The 15,435-nt window shown below is 36.9% G+C and carries 12 protein-coding genes and 1 pseudogene; all 13 read left to right on the top strand.

Features of this window, described 5'->3' with window-relative positions:
- Positions 1–657, top strand: a pseudogene (locus B4D49_RS02995) (F0F1 ATP synthase subunit beta); the annotation flags it as partial.
- Between the two features lie 12 nt (positions 658–669).
- The gene (locus tag B4D49_RS02990) at positions 670–1,086 is read left to right on the top strand and encodes a F0F1 ATP synthase subunit epsilon (RefSeq protein ID WP_074481984.1); all 417 of its coding nucleotides are present in this window, start codon (positions 670–672) and stop codon (positions 1,084–1,086) included.
- Between the two features lie 142 nt (positions 1,087–1,228).
- Positions 1,229–1,465, top strand: a complete 237-nt coding sequence (locus B4D49_RS02985; RefSeq protein WP_199544318.1) for a DUF1146 family protein — start codon at positions 1,229–1,231, stop codon at positions 1,463–1,465.
- A gap of 61 nt (positions 1,466–1,526) precedes the next feature.
- Positions 1,527–2,801, top strand: a complete 1,275-nt coding sequence (gene murA / locus B4D49_RS02980; RefSeq protein WP_281402429.1) for a UDP-N-acetylglucosamine 1-carboxyvinyltransferase — start codon at positions 1,527–1,529, stop codon at positions 2,799–2,801.
- Positions 2,802–2,803: 2 nt separating this feature from the next.
- Positions 2,804–2,992, top strand: a complete 189-nt coding sequence (locus B4D49_RS02975; protein ID WP_199544316.1) for a DNA-directed RNA polymerase subunit beta — start codon at positions 2,804–2,806, stop codon at positions 2,990–2,992.
- Between the two features lie 120 nt (positions 2,993–3,112).
- On the top strand, positions 3,113–3,979 hold the full coding sequence (locus tag B4D49_RS02970; RefSeq protein WP_286783138.1) for a DNA/RNA non-specific endonuclease: 867 nt from the start codon (positions 3,113–3,115) through the stop codon (positions 3,977–3,979).
- 291 nt (positions 3,980–4,270) lie between these two features.
- Entirely contained in the window at positions 4,271–5,314 is a 1,044-nt protein-coding gene (gene pheS / locus B4D49_RS02965; protein ID WP_014334511.1) for a phenylalanine--tRNA ligase subunit alpha, read from the top strand.
- A gap of 34 nt (positions 5,315–5,348) precedes the next feature.
- Positions 5,349–5,873, top strand: coding sequence for a GNAT family N-acetyltransferase (locus B4D49_RS02960; RefSeq protein WP_074869087.1), 525 nt, complete (start codon positions 5,349–5,351; stop codon positions 5,871–5,873).
- A gap of 70 nt (positions 5,874–5,943) precedes the next feature.
- Positions 5,944–8,349 (top strand): phenylalanine--tRNA ligase subunit beta, encoded by a 2,406-nt coding sequence (gene pheT, locus B4D49_RS02955; RefSeq protein WP_286783137.1) that lies wholly within the window; start codon positions 5,944–5,946, stop codon positions 8,347–8,349.
- A 135-nt stretch (positions 8,350–8,484) separates the two neighbouring features.
- Positions 8,485–9,897 (top strand): McrB family protein, encoded by a 1,413-nt coding sequence (locus B4D49_RS02950; RefSeq protein WP_414717951.1) that lies wholly within the window; start codon positions 8,485–8,487, stop codon positions 9,895–9,897.
- On the top strand, positions 9,878–11,176 hold the full coding sequence (locus B4D49_RS02945) for a 5-methylcytosine restriction system specificity protein McrC (RefSeq protein ID WP_286783135.1): 1,299 nt from the start codon (positions 9,878–9,880) through the stop codon (positions 11,174–11,176). Before B4D49_RS02950 ends, B4D49_RS02945 begins: the two co-directional genes overlap by 20 nt.
- Positions 11,177–11,322: 146 nt before the next feature.
- Positions 11,323–14,565, top strand: a complete 3,243-nt coding sequence (rexB, locus tag B4D49_RS02940) for an ATP-dependent nuclease subunit B (RefSeq protein ID WP_286783134.1) — start codon at positions 11,323–11,325, stop codon at positions 14,563–14,565.
- Positions 14,555–15,435, top strand: an 881-nt coding sequence (locus tag B4D49_RS02935) for a UvrD-helicase domain-containing protein (protein ID WP_286783133.1), incomplete at its 3' end; no start/stop codon positions are given. The genes rexB and B4D49_RS02935, both read left to right, overlap by 11 nt.

Raw genomic sequence — 15,435 nt, 5'->3', positions numbered from 1 at the left:
ATCTTCCGTTTCACTCAAGCAGGTTCTGAAGTATCAGCCCTTCTTGGTCGTATGCCATCAGCCGTTGGTTACCAACCAACATTGGCAACTGAAATGGGTCAATTGCAAGAACGTATCACATCAACTAAAAAAGGTTCTGTTACATCAATCCAAGCCATCTATGTGCCAGCCGATGACTATACTGACCCAGCGCCAGCTACAGCATTCGCTCACCTGGATTCAACAACTAACCTTGAACGTAAATTGACTCAAATGGGTATCTACCCAGCCGTTGACCCTCTTGCTTCAAGTTCACGTGCCCTTGCACCAGAAATTGTTGGTCAAGAACACTATGAAGTAGCAACAGAAGTTCAACGTGTTCTTCAACGTTACCGTGAATTGCAAGATATTATTGCCATCCTTGGTATGGATGAATTGTCAGACGAAGAAAAAACATTGGTTGGACGTGCTCGTCGTATCCAATTCTTCTTGTCACAAAACTTCAACGTTGCTGAACAATTTACAGGTATGCCTGGTTCATACGTACCAGTTGCTGAAACTGTTCGTGGCTTTAAAGAAATCTTGGAAGGTAAATATGATGATCTTCCAGAAGATGCTTTCCGTAACGTAGGTCCAATCGAGGATGTAGTTGAAAAAGCTAAGAAAATGAATTACTAATGAGGTGATACCATGACATTTATGACTGTTCAGGTAGTAACACCAGATGGTATTCGCTATGATCACCATGCTAATTTTATTTCAGTAAAAACACCGGATGGTGAGATGGGGATTTTGCCAGAACACATTAACCTTATTGCTCCGCTAACAGTTCACGAAATGAAAATCCGTCGTACAGATGATGACAATCACGTGGATTGGGTAGCTATCAACGGTGGTATTATTGAGATTAAAGACAATCTTGTGACAATTGTTGCAGATTCTGCAGAACGTGAACGCGATATCGATGTTAGCCGTGCAGAACGTGCTAAACTTCGTGCAGAACGTAAATTGGAACAAGCTCAAAGTACTCACGATATCGACGAAGTACGTCGTGCACAAGTTGCACTTCGCCGTGCTTTGAACCGTATCAGTGTTGGTAACAAATAAACATAAAAAGTCTGAGATTTGATTTCAGACTTTTTTGTTTTGTAACTAGTTATTTTGATGTTTTTTGATGATAGTTTGCTGAAGAAGTTTTAGACTTGTTAACTTTTTTGTTGTCAAAAATGAAATCTGATATAATAGTCTTATGGAAATTTTAAATAGTTCAGTGACTTTAATTAGTCATCTTGTTTTTATTGCGATGACGCATCAAATTCTTCGTCAGTTATTTGATTGGTCAAAACTTATTAAGAATACACCTGAAAATATTGGTCGACTCAAAGTATTTATTCTCTTAGTGAGTATTGCGATTGGTTATATGGTCAGCCATTTTATTTTAGAAATTATTACTGTAAGTCAGAGTTTTTTCTTTGGTTTTCAATAAAAGCAATAATTGATAAACTATGATATAATTTTGATATTATAATATAAGAATGGAGTTCATTTTGGATAAAATTATTATTGAAGGCGGTAATACACGCCTAGAAGGAGAAGTAATCATTGAAGGAGCTAAGAATGCGGTTCTTCCTCTTCTTGCAGCGACAATTTTACCGAAGGAAGGAAAAACAGTTTTAACCAATGTTCCAATCCTTTCAGATGTCTTTACGATGAATAATGTTGTCCGTGGTTTAGATATTCAAGTCGATTTTGATGAAGCTAACAATACTATTGAAGTTGATGCTTCTGGAGATATTTTGGATATTGCCCCATATGAATATGTTAGCAAGATGCGTGCTTCAATCGTTGTTTTAGGACCAATTTTAGCGCGTAAAGGTCATGCCAAAGTTTCAATGCCTGGTGGTTGCACTATTGGAAGTCGTCCAATCGACCTTCACCTTAAAGGTTTGGAAGCTATGGGGGCAAAAATCACACAAGCTGGTGGTGATATTACAGCCACAGTTGATGGCAAACTTAAAGGGACAACAATTTATATGGATTTCCCATCAGTTGGTGCGACACAAAACTTGATGATGGCAGCAACTTTGGCAGATGGTGTGACCGTTATTGAAAATGTTGCACGTGAACCAGAAATTGTTGATTTGGCAATGTTGCTTAACAAGATGGGAGCTATTGTCAAAGGTGCCGGTACTGAAACCCTAACAATTACTGGTGTTGATAGTCTTCACGGTGTTGAACACGATGTGGTTCAAGACCGTATCGAAGCTGGGACATTTATGGTAGCAGCAGCGATGACATCAGGAAATGTTCTTGTTAGAGATGCAATCTGGGAACACAATCGTCCTTTGATTTCTAAATTGATTGAAATGGGTGTTACGGTTATTGATGAACCTGAAGGAATCCGTGTAATTGCTGATACGGCAAAATTAAAACCAGTGACGGTTAAAACACTTCCTCACCCAGGATTCCCTACAGATATGCAAGCTCAATTTACAGCTTTGATGGCAGTTGTTAATGGTGAGTCAACAATGATTGAAACTGTTTTTGAGAATCGTTTCCAACATTTGGAAGAAATGCGTCGTATGGGATTGCAATCAGAAATTATGCGTGATACAGCAATGATTCACGGTGGTTATGAATTGCAAGGTGCGCCTGTGATGTCAACAGACCTTCGTGCAAGTGCAGCTTTAATTTTAACAGGAATGGTTGCTAAAGGAACAACAACGGTTGGTCGTTTGAATCACCTTGATCGTGGTTACTACAAATTCCATGAAAAATTAGCTAAACTCGGAGCAAATATTAAACGTGTAAGTGAGGCGTAAAAATGACAAGTGGCTGGAAATACGTAGCAAAACAATTAGGATTAGTTCTAGTGGTTGCTCTTTTGGCTTGTTTATTCTTAGCAATTGGCTTGATAGTTGGGTATGGCGTCATCGGTGATGGTAAAAATCCACTTTCTATTTTATCGCTTGATAAATGGCAATCCATTATTGGTAAGTTTACAGGGCAATAAGATATAGTATTTTAGAGCAGCTTTATGGCACCTTTGAAGGTGTGTGAATATCGAAGTGGGATAATCGACTTTATGATTTTGATAAAGCACGATGTTCCACTTTTTTGGTGAAAGGATTTTATGGCAAAAAAATCAAAACTGTCTAAACAGACGAAATCATTTATTTCTTTAATCGTTTTATTAATTAGTATTGGCGCTGGTTGGCTGACAACATCGGATTCAAGTGATCCAGTTAATCAGCTGGTTTCCATGATTACAGGCGAATCAGCTACAAAAGTATCATCAAATCATTCTAGTTCGAATCAAGCAACGCCAAGTCAAGAATTGGCTGAAACAGTTTTGACAGATAATGTTAAAGCTCAGCTTGGTTCAAATTTAGAATGGAATGGGGCAGGTGCTTATTTAGTTAATGGAAACAAAACGTCTTTGAATGCAAGAGTATCAAGTAAGCCTTATGCCAATAATAAGACAAAACTTGTTCAAGGGCAGACAGTTCCGACCGTCGCAAATGCTTTATTAAGCAAGTCAACACGACAATATCGTAGCCGTGAGGAAACTGGGAATGGCTCAACGTCTTGGACACCAGCAGGCTGGCATCAAGTGCAAAATCTTTCAGGAACATACAGTCATGCAGTAGATCGTGGTCATTTGCTTGGCTATGCTTTAGTTGGAGGATTAAAAGGTTTTGATGCTTCAACAAGTAATCCTGATAATGTCGCCACACAAACAGCTTGGGCAAATGAAGCGAGTTCAGAAGATTCAACAGGTCAAAACTATTATGAAGGTCTTGTCAGAAGAGCACTTGATCAGAATAAGCGTGTTCGCTACCGTGTGACATTAATCTATGATGGAGACAATATTCTCTCAAGTGGAACGCATTTGGAAGCCAAGTCATCTGATGGTAGTTTAGAGTTTAATGTCTTTATTCCAAATGTGCAAAGTGGCTTAACCATTGATTACTATTCAGGTCAGATTAGTGTGAATTAGTCAGTGATATTCAACCTTGTCAAATGACAAAAAATTTGCTAGAATGGGTTGTAAATTGAATAGTGTCTTATGAGACTAGTAACCTTATGGCAGTTTAACAGGGAATGGAAGTCGTGACTGGAAGCTTCCTAGATGAAAGTTTGGCGAATTCACTCATGTTAAAGACGATGAATTAAGGTCTGCTAGTCAGATAAAAAACGGATGGTACCGCGTGTCAACGCTCCGCTATAGGAGTGTGGCACGCTTTTTTCGTTTAAAAACATTAGGGTTTTACCCAAGGAAGGAATTTTAATGGATTTACAAGCGCAGTTAGAGGAATTGAAATCATCTACGCAAGCTAAATTAGCTGAAATGCGTGGAAACAATGCAAAAGAACTTCAAGAATTACGTGTGCAAGTTCTTGGTAAAAAAGGATCATTGACAGAATTGTTGAAAGGTTTGAAAGATCTTTCTAAAGAAATGCGTCCAGTTGTCGGAAAACAAGTTAACGAAGTGCGTGATGTTTTGACAAAAGCTTTCGAAGAACAAGCTAAAATTGTTGAAGCTGCTAAAATCAAAGCACAATTGGAATCAGAAAGCTTGGATGTCACTCTTCCAGGACGTCAAGTAAACCTTGGTAACCGCCATGTATTGACACAAACAAGCGAAGAAATTGAAGATATTTTCCTTGGTATGGGATTCCAAGTTGTTGATGGTTATGAAGTTGAATCTGACTACTACAACTTTGAACGCATGAACTTGCCAAAAGACCACCCAGCACGCGATATGCAAGATACTTTCTACATTACTGAAGAAATCTTGCTTCGTACTCACACAAGTCCAGTACAAGCACGTACACTTGATAAACACGACTTTTCTAAAGGTCCTTTGAAAATGATCTCACCAGGACGTGTTTTCCGTCGTGACACAGATGATGCGACTCACAGCCACCAATTCCACCAAATTGAAGGTCTTGTTGTTGGTGAAAACATTTCTATGGGTGACCTTAAAGGAACACTTGAAATGATCATCAAAAAAATGTTTGGTGAAGATCGTAAAATCCGTCTTCGTCCATCATACTTCCCATTCACTGAACCATCAGTAGAAGTTGACGTTTCATGCTTCAAATGTGGTGGTAAAGGATGTAACGTATGTAAGAAAACTGGTTGGATTGAAATCCTTGGTGCCGGTATGGTACACCCACGTGTCTTGGAAATGTCTGGCGTTGACTCAGAAAAATATTCTGGCTTTGCTTTTGGTCTTGGTCAAGAACGTATTGCAATGCTTCGTTATGGTATCAATGATATCCGTGGCTTCTATCAAGGCGATGTCCGTTTCTCAGATCAATTTAAATAATAACTGATTAATGAAAAACGCTTGGAGGAAAGATATGTCAGAAATAAAAGTTGAAAAAGTAACTTTGGATAAATTAGCAATCTTACGAGAACTTAGTATCCAGACTTTCCGCGAAACCTTTGCTTTTGATAATACCGAAGAAGAACTTCAACAGTTTTTCAATGACAATTACACTTTAGAGCAACTTGAAAAAGAAGTTACAGATTCAGAATCTGATGTTCGATTTGTCTTAGTTGATGGGCGTGAGGTTGGTTTTTTGAAGGTCAATTGGGGCGCTGCACAGACAGAACACAAACTTGATAATGCTTTTGAAATTCAACGCATCTATATTCTTAGCGAGTGTCAAGGGCTCGGATTAGGCAAGAAATTATTTGAGCTTGCGCTTGATATGGCTAAAGCAGGTGGATTTGATTGGGCTTGGTTAGGTGTTTGGGAAGGCAATGTTAAGGCTCAAGGGTTTTACCGCAAGTATGGTTTTGAAAAATTTTCAGAACACTCTTTTAAAGTTGGCGATAAAGTAGATACAGATTGGCTTTTGAGAAAAGCATTAAAAGAATAACAGTAGAAAGGGATAAAGAAGCTTGCCTGTCAAAGGTATTTTGACTGCGAAAAGCTTTTAACACATTATTATGTTAGTAAGTTATAAATGGTTAAAAGAGCTTGTTGATGTTGATGTTACAACACATGAGCTTTCTGAAAAAATGTCAACAACAGGGATTGAGGTTGAAGGAGTTTCAACACCATCTGAAGGTTTGACAAAATTGGTTGTTGGTCACGTTGTTTCTTGTGAAGATGTTCCAGAAACTCATTTGCACCTTTGCCAAGTCGATACTGGTGATGAAGAATTGCGTCAAATCGTCTGTGGTGCTCCAAACGTGACTGCAGGTATTAAAGTTATCGTTGCAGTTCCAGGTGCACGTATTGCTGACAACTACAAAATTAAAAAAGGTAAAATCCGCGGTATGGAATCACTTGGTATGATTTGCTCACTCCAAGAATTGGGATTGCCAGAATCAATCATTCCAAAAGAATTCTCAGATGGTATTCAAATCTTGCCAGAAGATGCTAAACCAGGTGACAGCATTTTCCCATACCTTGATTTGGATGACGAAATCGTTGAATTGTCAATCACACCAAACCGTGCAGATGCTCTTTCAATGCGTGGGGTTGCTCATGAAGTAGCAGCTATTTACGGTAAAGAAGTTCATTTCCCAGAAAAAGAACTTAAAGAAGTTTCTAAAGCTGCTAAAGATGTTATCGATGTTGCTATCGAATCTGATAAAGTATTAACTTACAAAGCACGTGTTGTTGAAAATGTGACTGTTAAACCAAGTCCACAATGGTTGCAAAACCTTTTGATGAATGCTGGTATCCGTCCAATCAACAACGTTGTCGACGTGACAAACTATGTCTTGTTGTACTTTGGTCAACCAATGCATGCCTTTGATTTCAACAAATTCGAAGACAACAAAATTGTTGCCCGCAATGCGCGTGCTGGTGAAAAAATGGTTACACTTGACGGTGAAGAACGTGAATTAACAGAAGAAGATCTTGTTATCACAGTTGCTGATAAACCAGTTGCTCTTGCTGGTGTGATGGGGGGACAAGCCACTGAAATTGATAACAACTCTAAAAATGTTGTTCTTGAAGCTGCTGTCTTTGATGGTACAGCTATCCGTCGTACTGGATCTCGTTTGAACCTTCGTTCTGAAAGCTCAGCTCGTTTTGAAAAAGGAATCAACTACGCTACTGTTGATGAAGCTCTTGATTTTGCAGCTGCAATGCTTACAGAATTAGCTGAAGGCGATGTTCTTTCAGGTCGTGTTGAAGCTGGTTCAGTTCCAACTGATGATGTTGAAGTATCAACAACTATTGATTATGTTAACGTTCGCTTGGGAACTGAATTGACATATGCTGATATTGAAGACGTCTTTGCTAAACTTGGCTTTGGATTGTCAGGAAATGCTGATAAATTCACAGTTTCAGTACCACGTCGTCGTTGGGATATTGCTATCCAAGCTGACTTGGTTGAAGAAATTGCTCGTATTTACGGTTACGAAAACCTTCCAACAACACTTCCAGAAGCTGCTGGTACAGCAGGTGAATTGACAGCAACACAAAAATTGCGTCGTAAAATGCGTTCAATCGCTGAAGGTACTGGATTGACTGAAATCGTATCATACGCTTTGACAACACCTGAAAAAGCAACTGAATTCACATTGCAACCAAGCAACTTGACTGAATTGATGTGGCCAATGTCAGTAGAACGTTCAGTTCTTCGTCAAAACGTTGTTTCTGGTATGCTTGATACGATTGCGTATAACGTTGCTCGTAAAAACAGTAACATGGCAATCTACGAAATTGGTAAAGTCTTTGAACAAAAAGGTAATCCAAAAGAAGAGCTACCAAATGAAGCTAGCACATTTGCCTTTGCTATTTCTGGTTTGGTAGCTGAAAAAGATTTCCAAACAAAAGCAACTCCAGTTGATTTCTTCTATGCTAAAGGTATCGTTGAAGCAATCTTTAATAAACTTGATTTGACAGTTGATTATGTTGCCGAAAAAGGTCTTGAAAGCATGCACCCAGGTCGCACAGCAAGTATTTACTTGGACGGTCAATTAGTTGGTTTTGTTGGTCAAGTTCACCCACAAACTGCTAAAAACTACAATGTTCCAGAAACATATGTTGCTGAATTGAACTTGGATGTTATTGAAGCTGCTCTTCAAGCTGATAAAGCATTCGTAGAAATTACTAAATTCCCAGCAGTTTCTCGTGATATCGCTTTGCTATTGCCAAAAGCAACTACTCACAATGATATTGTTACTGCAATCGAAGTAGCTAAAGTGAAACGTTTGACAGATATCAAACTCTTCGACGTATACGCTGGTGCAAACATTGCTGAAGGAATGAAATCAATGGCTTACAGCCTAACATTCCAAAATCCAAACGATAACTTGACAGATGAAGAAGTTACAAAATACATGGATAAAATCACTAAAGTCCTTGTTGAACAACTTGGAGCAGAAGTTCGTTAATCAGTAGATTTTTAATTTGGCTATTTGGGTTAATATAGATAAAACCACCGCTACGAAAGTAGTGGTGGTTTTTGGGTGTATAGGTGTATAATAATGATGTTATTAATTTTAAAGTGAATTCGAGGAATGTTGTACATGAATAGTGTTTTTTTAGTTGGTGCTAATTTTGGTAAGGATGTATCAAAAGATTTTATAAAAAAAGGAAAGTGGGAACTGGGGTGGAAAGGAAATGAAAATCATAAGCAATATAGATCAATGCTAAGAATTTTTAATCAGGTAAATGTTGGGGACGATTTAGTAATTAAATCTACATACACTAGAAAAAACGGCCTACCTTTTGATAATCACGGAAAGTTTGTTTCTGTCATGAAGATTAAGGCAATCGGCAAAGTTACTAAACTCGTCGGAGATGGTCATACATTACTTGTTGATTGGGATAAAAGTTTTAAAGAGCGGGAATGGTTCTTTTATACAGAAAGGTATGCTATGTGGAAGCTTCCTAATATTGAAAACGATGAAAAAGCTCAAAAACTTTATAATTTTATTTTTAAAGATGAGGAACAAGAATTTAGTTACTTTATGAATTTTGATGATAATATAAATCAAGAAGTGGATGAAGTATCAGAAGATGATATTTATGTAGACAGTTTAAAATCCTCACACAATATCATCCTTCACGGTGCACCTGGGACGGGTAAGACATATTTAGCTAAGCAAATTGCTGCTGATATGATTGGTTGTTCTATTGGTGAATTAAATGATTCAGAACAGTTTGATTTTGTTCAGTTTCATCCTAATTATGATTATAGTGATTTTGTTGAGGGACTACGCCCTGTTAACCATAATGGAACAATTGGTTTTGAACGTCGAAATGGTATTTTTATGAATTTTTGTGAAAAGGCTAAAATTAGCTCACTAGATTATAAAGGGCCTCAGAAAAGTAGCGATATAAAACCATATGTTTTTATAATTGATGAAATTAATCGCGGTGATATATCTAAAATTTTCGGAGAATTATTTTTCTCAATTGATCCTAGTTATCGAGGAATTAGAGGAGCGGTGACTACTCAATTTTCAAATCTTTATGATGGGACAGATGGTAAAAATCTAGGTGATAAATTTTATATTCCTGAAAATGTTTATATCATTGGTACTATGAACGATATTGACCGTTCCGTGGATACTTTTGATTTTGCTATGCGTCGTCGTTTTAGATTTATTGAAATAAAGGCTAAGCAACGATTATCAATGTTAGAGGAACTTGATGAAGAAAAACGTGAAGAAGCAGAATTTAGATTATTAAATCTTAATAGAAGTATTTCAGCTACTGAAGGTTTAAGTGAAAGTTATCATGTTGGGCCAAGTTATTTTTTGAAGTTAAAAGATTTAGACTACAATTATGATGCTTTATGGAGTGACTATATTAAACCGCTTTTGATTGAATATTTACGCGGTAGCTATGATTTTCAAGAAATTCTAGGCAATCTGGATGACGCTTATAATACAATTGATGATACAGGTGATGTAGATGAAAGTGATGGACAATAATTGGAACATTTCCAAAGTTGAATTTTGTGAAGAGTATCCTCAGCTTTCAAGCAAATTATTAGATAAAACTTTAGAATATTTATCGCAAGAAGGTAGTTTTGTTATTTTTCCGGACAAGCTAGAAAATTCTGATGACCTGAACAAAGATTGTAAGGTTATTGAAAGTATTAATGATAAAGTTAAAACGAGTAATGTAGTTGGTTTTGTTGGTCTAAATGATGAATCCTTGGTGATTCAATCAAGATTTTCGGAGAATGATGACTTTTTTTTGCATTATATGCTACAAAGAGTTATGTCTATCAATGTAATTGATTTGCCTGTTAATATTTCTTTTGAAAACCGATTGTACTATTTTTTAATTTACTTATTTCCTAATTACTTAAAATCAGCTTTTAAAAAGGGAATTTATAAAGAATATCATAAATTTGAATATAACGATAATCGTGTTCGTGGAAATATTGATATCGTTAAACATCTAAAATATAATATTCCTTTTGCAGGTAACATTGCTTATTCAACTAGGGAATTAACTGCTCAAAATAATGTTATGCTTTTAATAAGAGATACAATTGAATATTTAAAAAGCTCTCAAATAGGGCGACAGGTATTAAAAGCGGATGCAGAGGTAACACAATTTATTAATGAAGTTATCCAATTAACACCTGAATATGATGTTAATCAGAAAAATAAGGTTATTGAATATAACCGTTTGAATCCTGTAAGACATGCATACTATCATGATTATCATAAACTTCAGAAGTTGTGCTTGATGATTTTGGATAGGAGAAAGCATGGTATTGGCAATAATAGGAATAAGATATTTGGAATATTAATTGACATAGCTTGGCTTTGGGAAGAGTATCTGAATACATTGTTAAAAAGGTGGTTTGTTCATCCTGAAAATCGAAAGGGAACTCATAGGGTATTTCTGTATACTAATCACAAACATCCTGTATATCCTGATTTTTTTAGCAATGAAAATAAATTGGTTCTTGATGCCAAATATAAAAAAATCGAGGGAACATCGATAAATAGAGAAGATTTGTATCAGATTATCACTTATTCACATATCTTAAAGTCTAAGAAAGCTGGTATTTTATATCCAAGTACAAAGGATACAATGTATGAAATTCAAGGTATGTTAGATGGATTTGGTGGTGAAATTTTTAAACAATCATTACTAATTCCACAAAACTGTAAAAGCTACTCTCAATTTGTAGAGCAAATAAAACAATCAGAAATTCAATTTTTAGAACAACTCGGAGCAGAAGTTCGTTAATCATTTGATACAATATTAGGCTATTTGGGTTAATATAGATAAACCACCGCTACGAAAGTAGTGGTGGTTTCTTGTTTATCAAAAAGCCAAACCGATAGCAGAATTTGGTATAATAGGATTATCTAGTGACATGACGAAGGATTATTATGAAATTATTATATACAGATATTCAGTTTGATATGACTGAAATTTTGGCAAGAGAAGCTGCTAAGCAAGCTGAAGCTGGAAAGCGTGTCTTCTATATTGCTCCCAACTCTTTGTCTTTTGAAAAAGAAAGGGCTGTTTTAGAGCTTCTGCCTGATCAGGCGTCTTTTGCGATTACGATTACCCGTTTTGCTCAAATGGCTCGCTATTTTGTTTTAAATGAATCACAGACGAAAGAATCTATTGATGACAATGGCTTAGCCATGATTTTTTACCGTGCACTGTCTCATTTTTCAGATACGGATTTGAAAGTTTTTGGGCGTTTGAAGCAGGATACTAATTTTATCAAGCAATTGGTTGATTTGTATAAAGAATTAAAAACGGCCAATATGACCGTGCTTGATTTGACGGAATTGCATTCAGCTGAGAAACAGGAAGATTTGGTGAAAATCTTTTTGGCTGTGAATGATATTTTGCTGGCTAATCAATACGATAATCAAAGTAAGATTGCTTTTTTTGCTAAACAGCTGGCTGCTGGGCATTTAGATGCTGCGCTTGAGAATGTGGTTCTTGTTATTGATGGCTTTACCCGTTTTTCAGCAGAAGAAGAGCACTTAGTGAGCCTATTAGAGGAAAAATGTGCTCAAGTGATTATCGGGACTTACAGTAGTCAGAAGGCTTATAAGGCTAATTTTTCAACGGGCAATGTCTATCAAGCCAGTTTGGATTTTCTGCGTTCCTTGGCAGCAAAATTTCAAACACAACCACAGTATGTTGAGAGTTCGCAAAAATCTCAAGAAGCTTTTGCTAAATTGTCAAAACTCTTTGAAGCGAAGCACGACTTTACAACATCAGACATTACATTGACAGATGATGATAAAAAACATTATGCGATTTGGGATGTCATTAATCAAAAAGAAGAAGTTGAGCATGTGGCAAAGGCAATTCGTCATAAGCTTCACCAAGGCTATCGTTATAAGGATATTTTGGTACTTTTGGGTGATGTGGATAGCTATCGTCTGCAAATCGGCAAAATTTTTGATAAATACGATATTCCTTATTATTTTGGTAAAGCTGAGTCAATGAGTGATCATCCTTTGGTGCATTTTATTGATTCTTTGGAGCGCGTGAAGCGTTATCGTTTTCGTACTGAAGATGTCGTCAACCTCCTGAAAACTGGTCTTTATGGTTCCTTCAAGCAAGATGATTTGGACCTTTTTGAGCAGTATTTGATTTATGCAGATATCAAGGGGCAAAGTAAATTTGCTAAAGAGTTTACCATTGCTTATAAAGGTGAGGAGCATTTAGCTTTTGTTAACAGCATGCGCGAGCAAATCATGACACCTTTGTTAACCTTTTTTAAGGTGCAAAAGCAGCTTGGTTCAAGTTTGCTTGAAAAGCTGATGACCTTCTTGCGTGCGATTTCTTTGCCAAATAATTTGGAAAGTATGGTAGCTACTTTCTCAGAAAATGAGCAAGAAAAGCACGAGCAAGTGTGGCGTACATTTACAGGGATTTTAAGGCAGTTTCAAACTATTTTTGGCCAAGAAAAATTATCTTTAGATGAATTTTTATCGCTTCTAAGAAGCGGTATGTTGGCTGCGCAATACCGTGTGGTACCAGCAAGCGTTGATGTGGTTTCGGTGAAATCATATGATTTGGTAGAACCGCATACCAATAAATTTGTCTTTGCTTTGGGGATGACACAGTCTCATTTTCCAAAAATTGCTCAAAACCGTAGTTTGATCTCTGATGAAGAGCGCGCTAAGGTCAATGAAAGCACAAATGAACACCAGCATTTTGATATCATCAGTCGCGAGAATATTAAGAAAAATCATTTTGCTGCTTTGTCACTGTTTAATTCAGCAACTGACGAATTGGTTTTGAGTTTACCTCAAATTGTTAACGAATCTGAAGATAAGGAATCTTCTTATCTTGCGGAATTAGCTAGCTTTGGTGTTCCAGTCTTGATGAAGGGACGTAATCGCCTATCTACTGATGTTGAAGATATTGGAAATTATAAAGCTCTCTTATCTCGTGTGATTGAAGTTAATCGTTTGGCAATTGAAGAAGAACGTGAGCTTAGTAAAGAAGAACAGACATTTTGGTCTGTGGCTGTTCGTTACCTGCGTAGAAGACTTGCTACAGAAGGAATTGAATTGCCACTAATTAAGGATAATATGCGAACTAAGCCTGTTTCCGCTGAAGTGATTGAGACACGTTTTCCAAGTGATCAACCGATTAATTTATCTTCTTCTGCGGTGACAACTTTTTATAATAACCAATACAAGTATTTCTTGCAGTATGTTCTTGGGTTACAGGAAGTTGAGACAATCCATCCTGATGCTAGAAATCACGGAACTTATCTTCACCGTGTCTTTGAATTGGTCATGAAAGACGGTTCAAATCAACCATTTGATCATAAACTCAATCGTGCTATCCAAGCAACGAATTCAGAAGATGCTTTCAAGTTCGTCTATGAAGAAGATGAGGAAAGTCGTTACTCATTGACAGTCTTGGAAGATATCGCAAGAAGTACCGCGACAGTTTTACAGCAAGATGCTCAGATTCAGGTGGAAAGTGAAGAAGAACCATTTGAATTAATGATTGCAAATGCTATTCGCATCCGAGGTATTATTGACCGTGTTGACCGTTTGTCAGATGGTAGTCTTGGTGTCGTTGATTACAAGTCAAGTCATAATACATTTGACATTCAGAAATTCTACAATGGCCTTAATCCGCAATTAGTGACTTACATGCAAGCCCTTCGCGATAAGAAAGAGAGAAGTGAGTCTGATAAGATTTTCGGGGCCATGTATTTACACATGCAAGAGCCTAAGGTGGATTTGTCATCGGTGGCGACGACAGAGAAAATTTTGGAGAATTTATCTAAAGAATTGCGCTATCGTGGTTTGTTCCTTGAAGAGGAAAAAGGCTATTTAGCTAATGGCAATTATCACCTTAATGACTCCGTTTATACGCAAGAAGAATTAGATATTTTACTAGCTTATAACAAAAAATTATTCATTCAAGCTGCGAAAGACATTAAAAAAGGACATTTTTTGATTAACCCATACAGTGAGGACGGTAAGACGGTTAAGGGTGATCAATTAAAAGCTATTACTCGTTTTGAAGCTGATCGTCATATGCCATATGCTCGCAAGTGGTTTAAATTACCAAGAAAAGACAGACGTCAAGGCTTTTTGAACTTGATGCAAGAAGAGGAGGAGAAAGATGACCTTTAAACCTTTTTTAACGGCTGAAGACATTTCTTCTCTACAACAAGAAGAGGCTCAGTCGTCTAAAACACAAAAACGAACTCCTGAACAAATTGAAGCCATCTATAGTTATGGCAATAATATTCTAGTATCAGCGTCTGCTGGTTCTGGGAAAACCTTTGTTATGGTAGAGCGCATTATCGATAAAATTTTGCGTGGGATTACCGTAGATCAATTGTTCATCTCGACCTTTACGGTTAAGGCTGCAGGAGAATTGAAGGAGCGTCTTGAGAAAAAAATTAGCCAAGCGCTACAAGCAACAAAGGATAATGATTTAAAAACCTATCTTAATGAGCAGTTGCTAGGCTTACAAACAGCTGATATTGGGACCATGGATGCTTTTACGCAGAAGTTGGTCAACCAGTATGGTTACACTTTAGGAATTTCGCCAACTTTTCGCATCATGACAGATAAAAGTGAACAAGATATTGTCAAAAATGACGTCTTTTCAGATCTTTTTTCTGATTACATGACAGGAAAGAATAAGGATGTTTTCCGTAAATTAGTTCGTAATTTTTCAGGCAATCGCAAGGATAGTTCAGCTTTTCGAGGGATTGTCTACAAGATTTATGATTTCAGTCAAGCTACTGACAATCCGAAAAAATGGTTAGCTGAAGTCTTTTTAAAGGGTGCTAAAACTTACACAGACTTTTCAGCTATTCCTGATCAAGAAGTATCAGATTTTCTAACTTGCTTACACGACACAGCTAATCAATTGCAAGATGTAACAGATTTAGAAGATTATAAGCAAAAAACAGCTAAGGGTACACCAACGGCAGCTTATAAAAAACATTTGAACATGATTGAGCATTTGCATGAATGGGCCATGCATTTTGA

The sequence above is a fragment of the Streptococcus sp. UBA4344 genome (assembly GCF_002393675.1).
Taxonomy (GTDB): domain Bacteria; phylum Bacillota; class Bacilli; order Lactobacillales; family Streptococcaceae; genus Streptococcus; species Streptococcus vicugnae.
This window is presented reverse-complemented; position numbering and strand designations above follow the sequence as displayed.

Coding starts and splice junctions, on each gene's coding strand:
- B4D49_RS02990 (WP_074481984.1), top strand. CDS start 670: ATGACATTTATGACTGTTCAGGTAGTAACACCAGATGGTATTCGCTAT.
- B4D49_RS02985 (WP_199544318.1), top strand. CDS start 1,229: ATGGAAATTTTAAATAGTTCAGTGACTTTAATTAGTCATCTTGTTTTT.
- B4D49_RS02975 (WP_199544316.1), top strand. CDS start 2,804: ATGACAAGTGGCTGGAAATACGTAGCAAAACAATTAGGATTAGTTCTA.
- B4D49_RS02970 (WP_286783138.1), top strand. CDS start 3,113: ATGGCAAAAAAATCAAAACTGTCTAAACAGACGAAATCATTTATTTCT.
- pheS (WP_014334511.1), top strand. CDS start 4,271: ATGGATTTACAAGCGCAGTTAGAGGAATTGAAATCATCTACGCAAGCT.
- B4D49_RS02960 (WP_074869087.1), top strand. CDS start 5,349: ATGTCAGAAATAAAAGTTGAAAAAGTAACTTTGGATAAATTAGCAATC.
- pheT (WP_286783137.1), top strand. CDS start 5,944: ATGTTAGTAAGTTATAAATGGTTAAAAGAGCTTGTTGATGTTGATGTT.
- B4D49_RS02950 (WP_414717951.1), top strand. CDS start 8,485: ATGAATAGTGTTTTTTTAGTTGGTGCTAATTTTGGTAAGGATGTATCA.
- B4D49_RS02945 (WP_286783135.1), top strand. CDS start 9,878: ATGAAAGTGATGGACAATAATTGGAACATTTCCAAAGTTGAATTTTGT.
- rexB (WP_286783134.1), top strand. CDS start 11,323: ATGAAATTATTATATACAGATATTCAGTTTGATATGACTGAAATTTTG.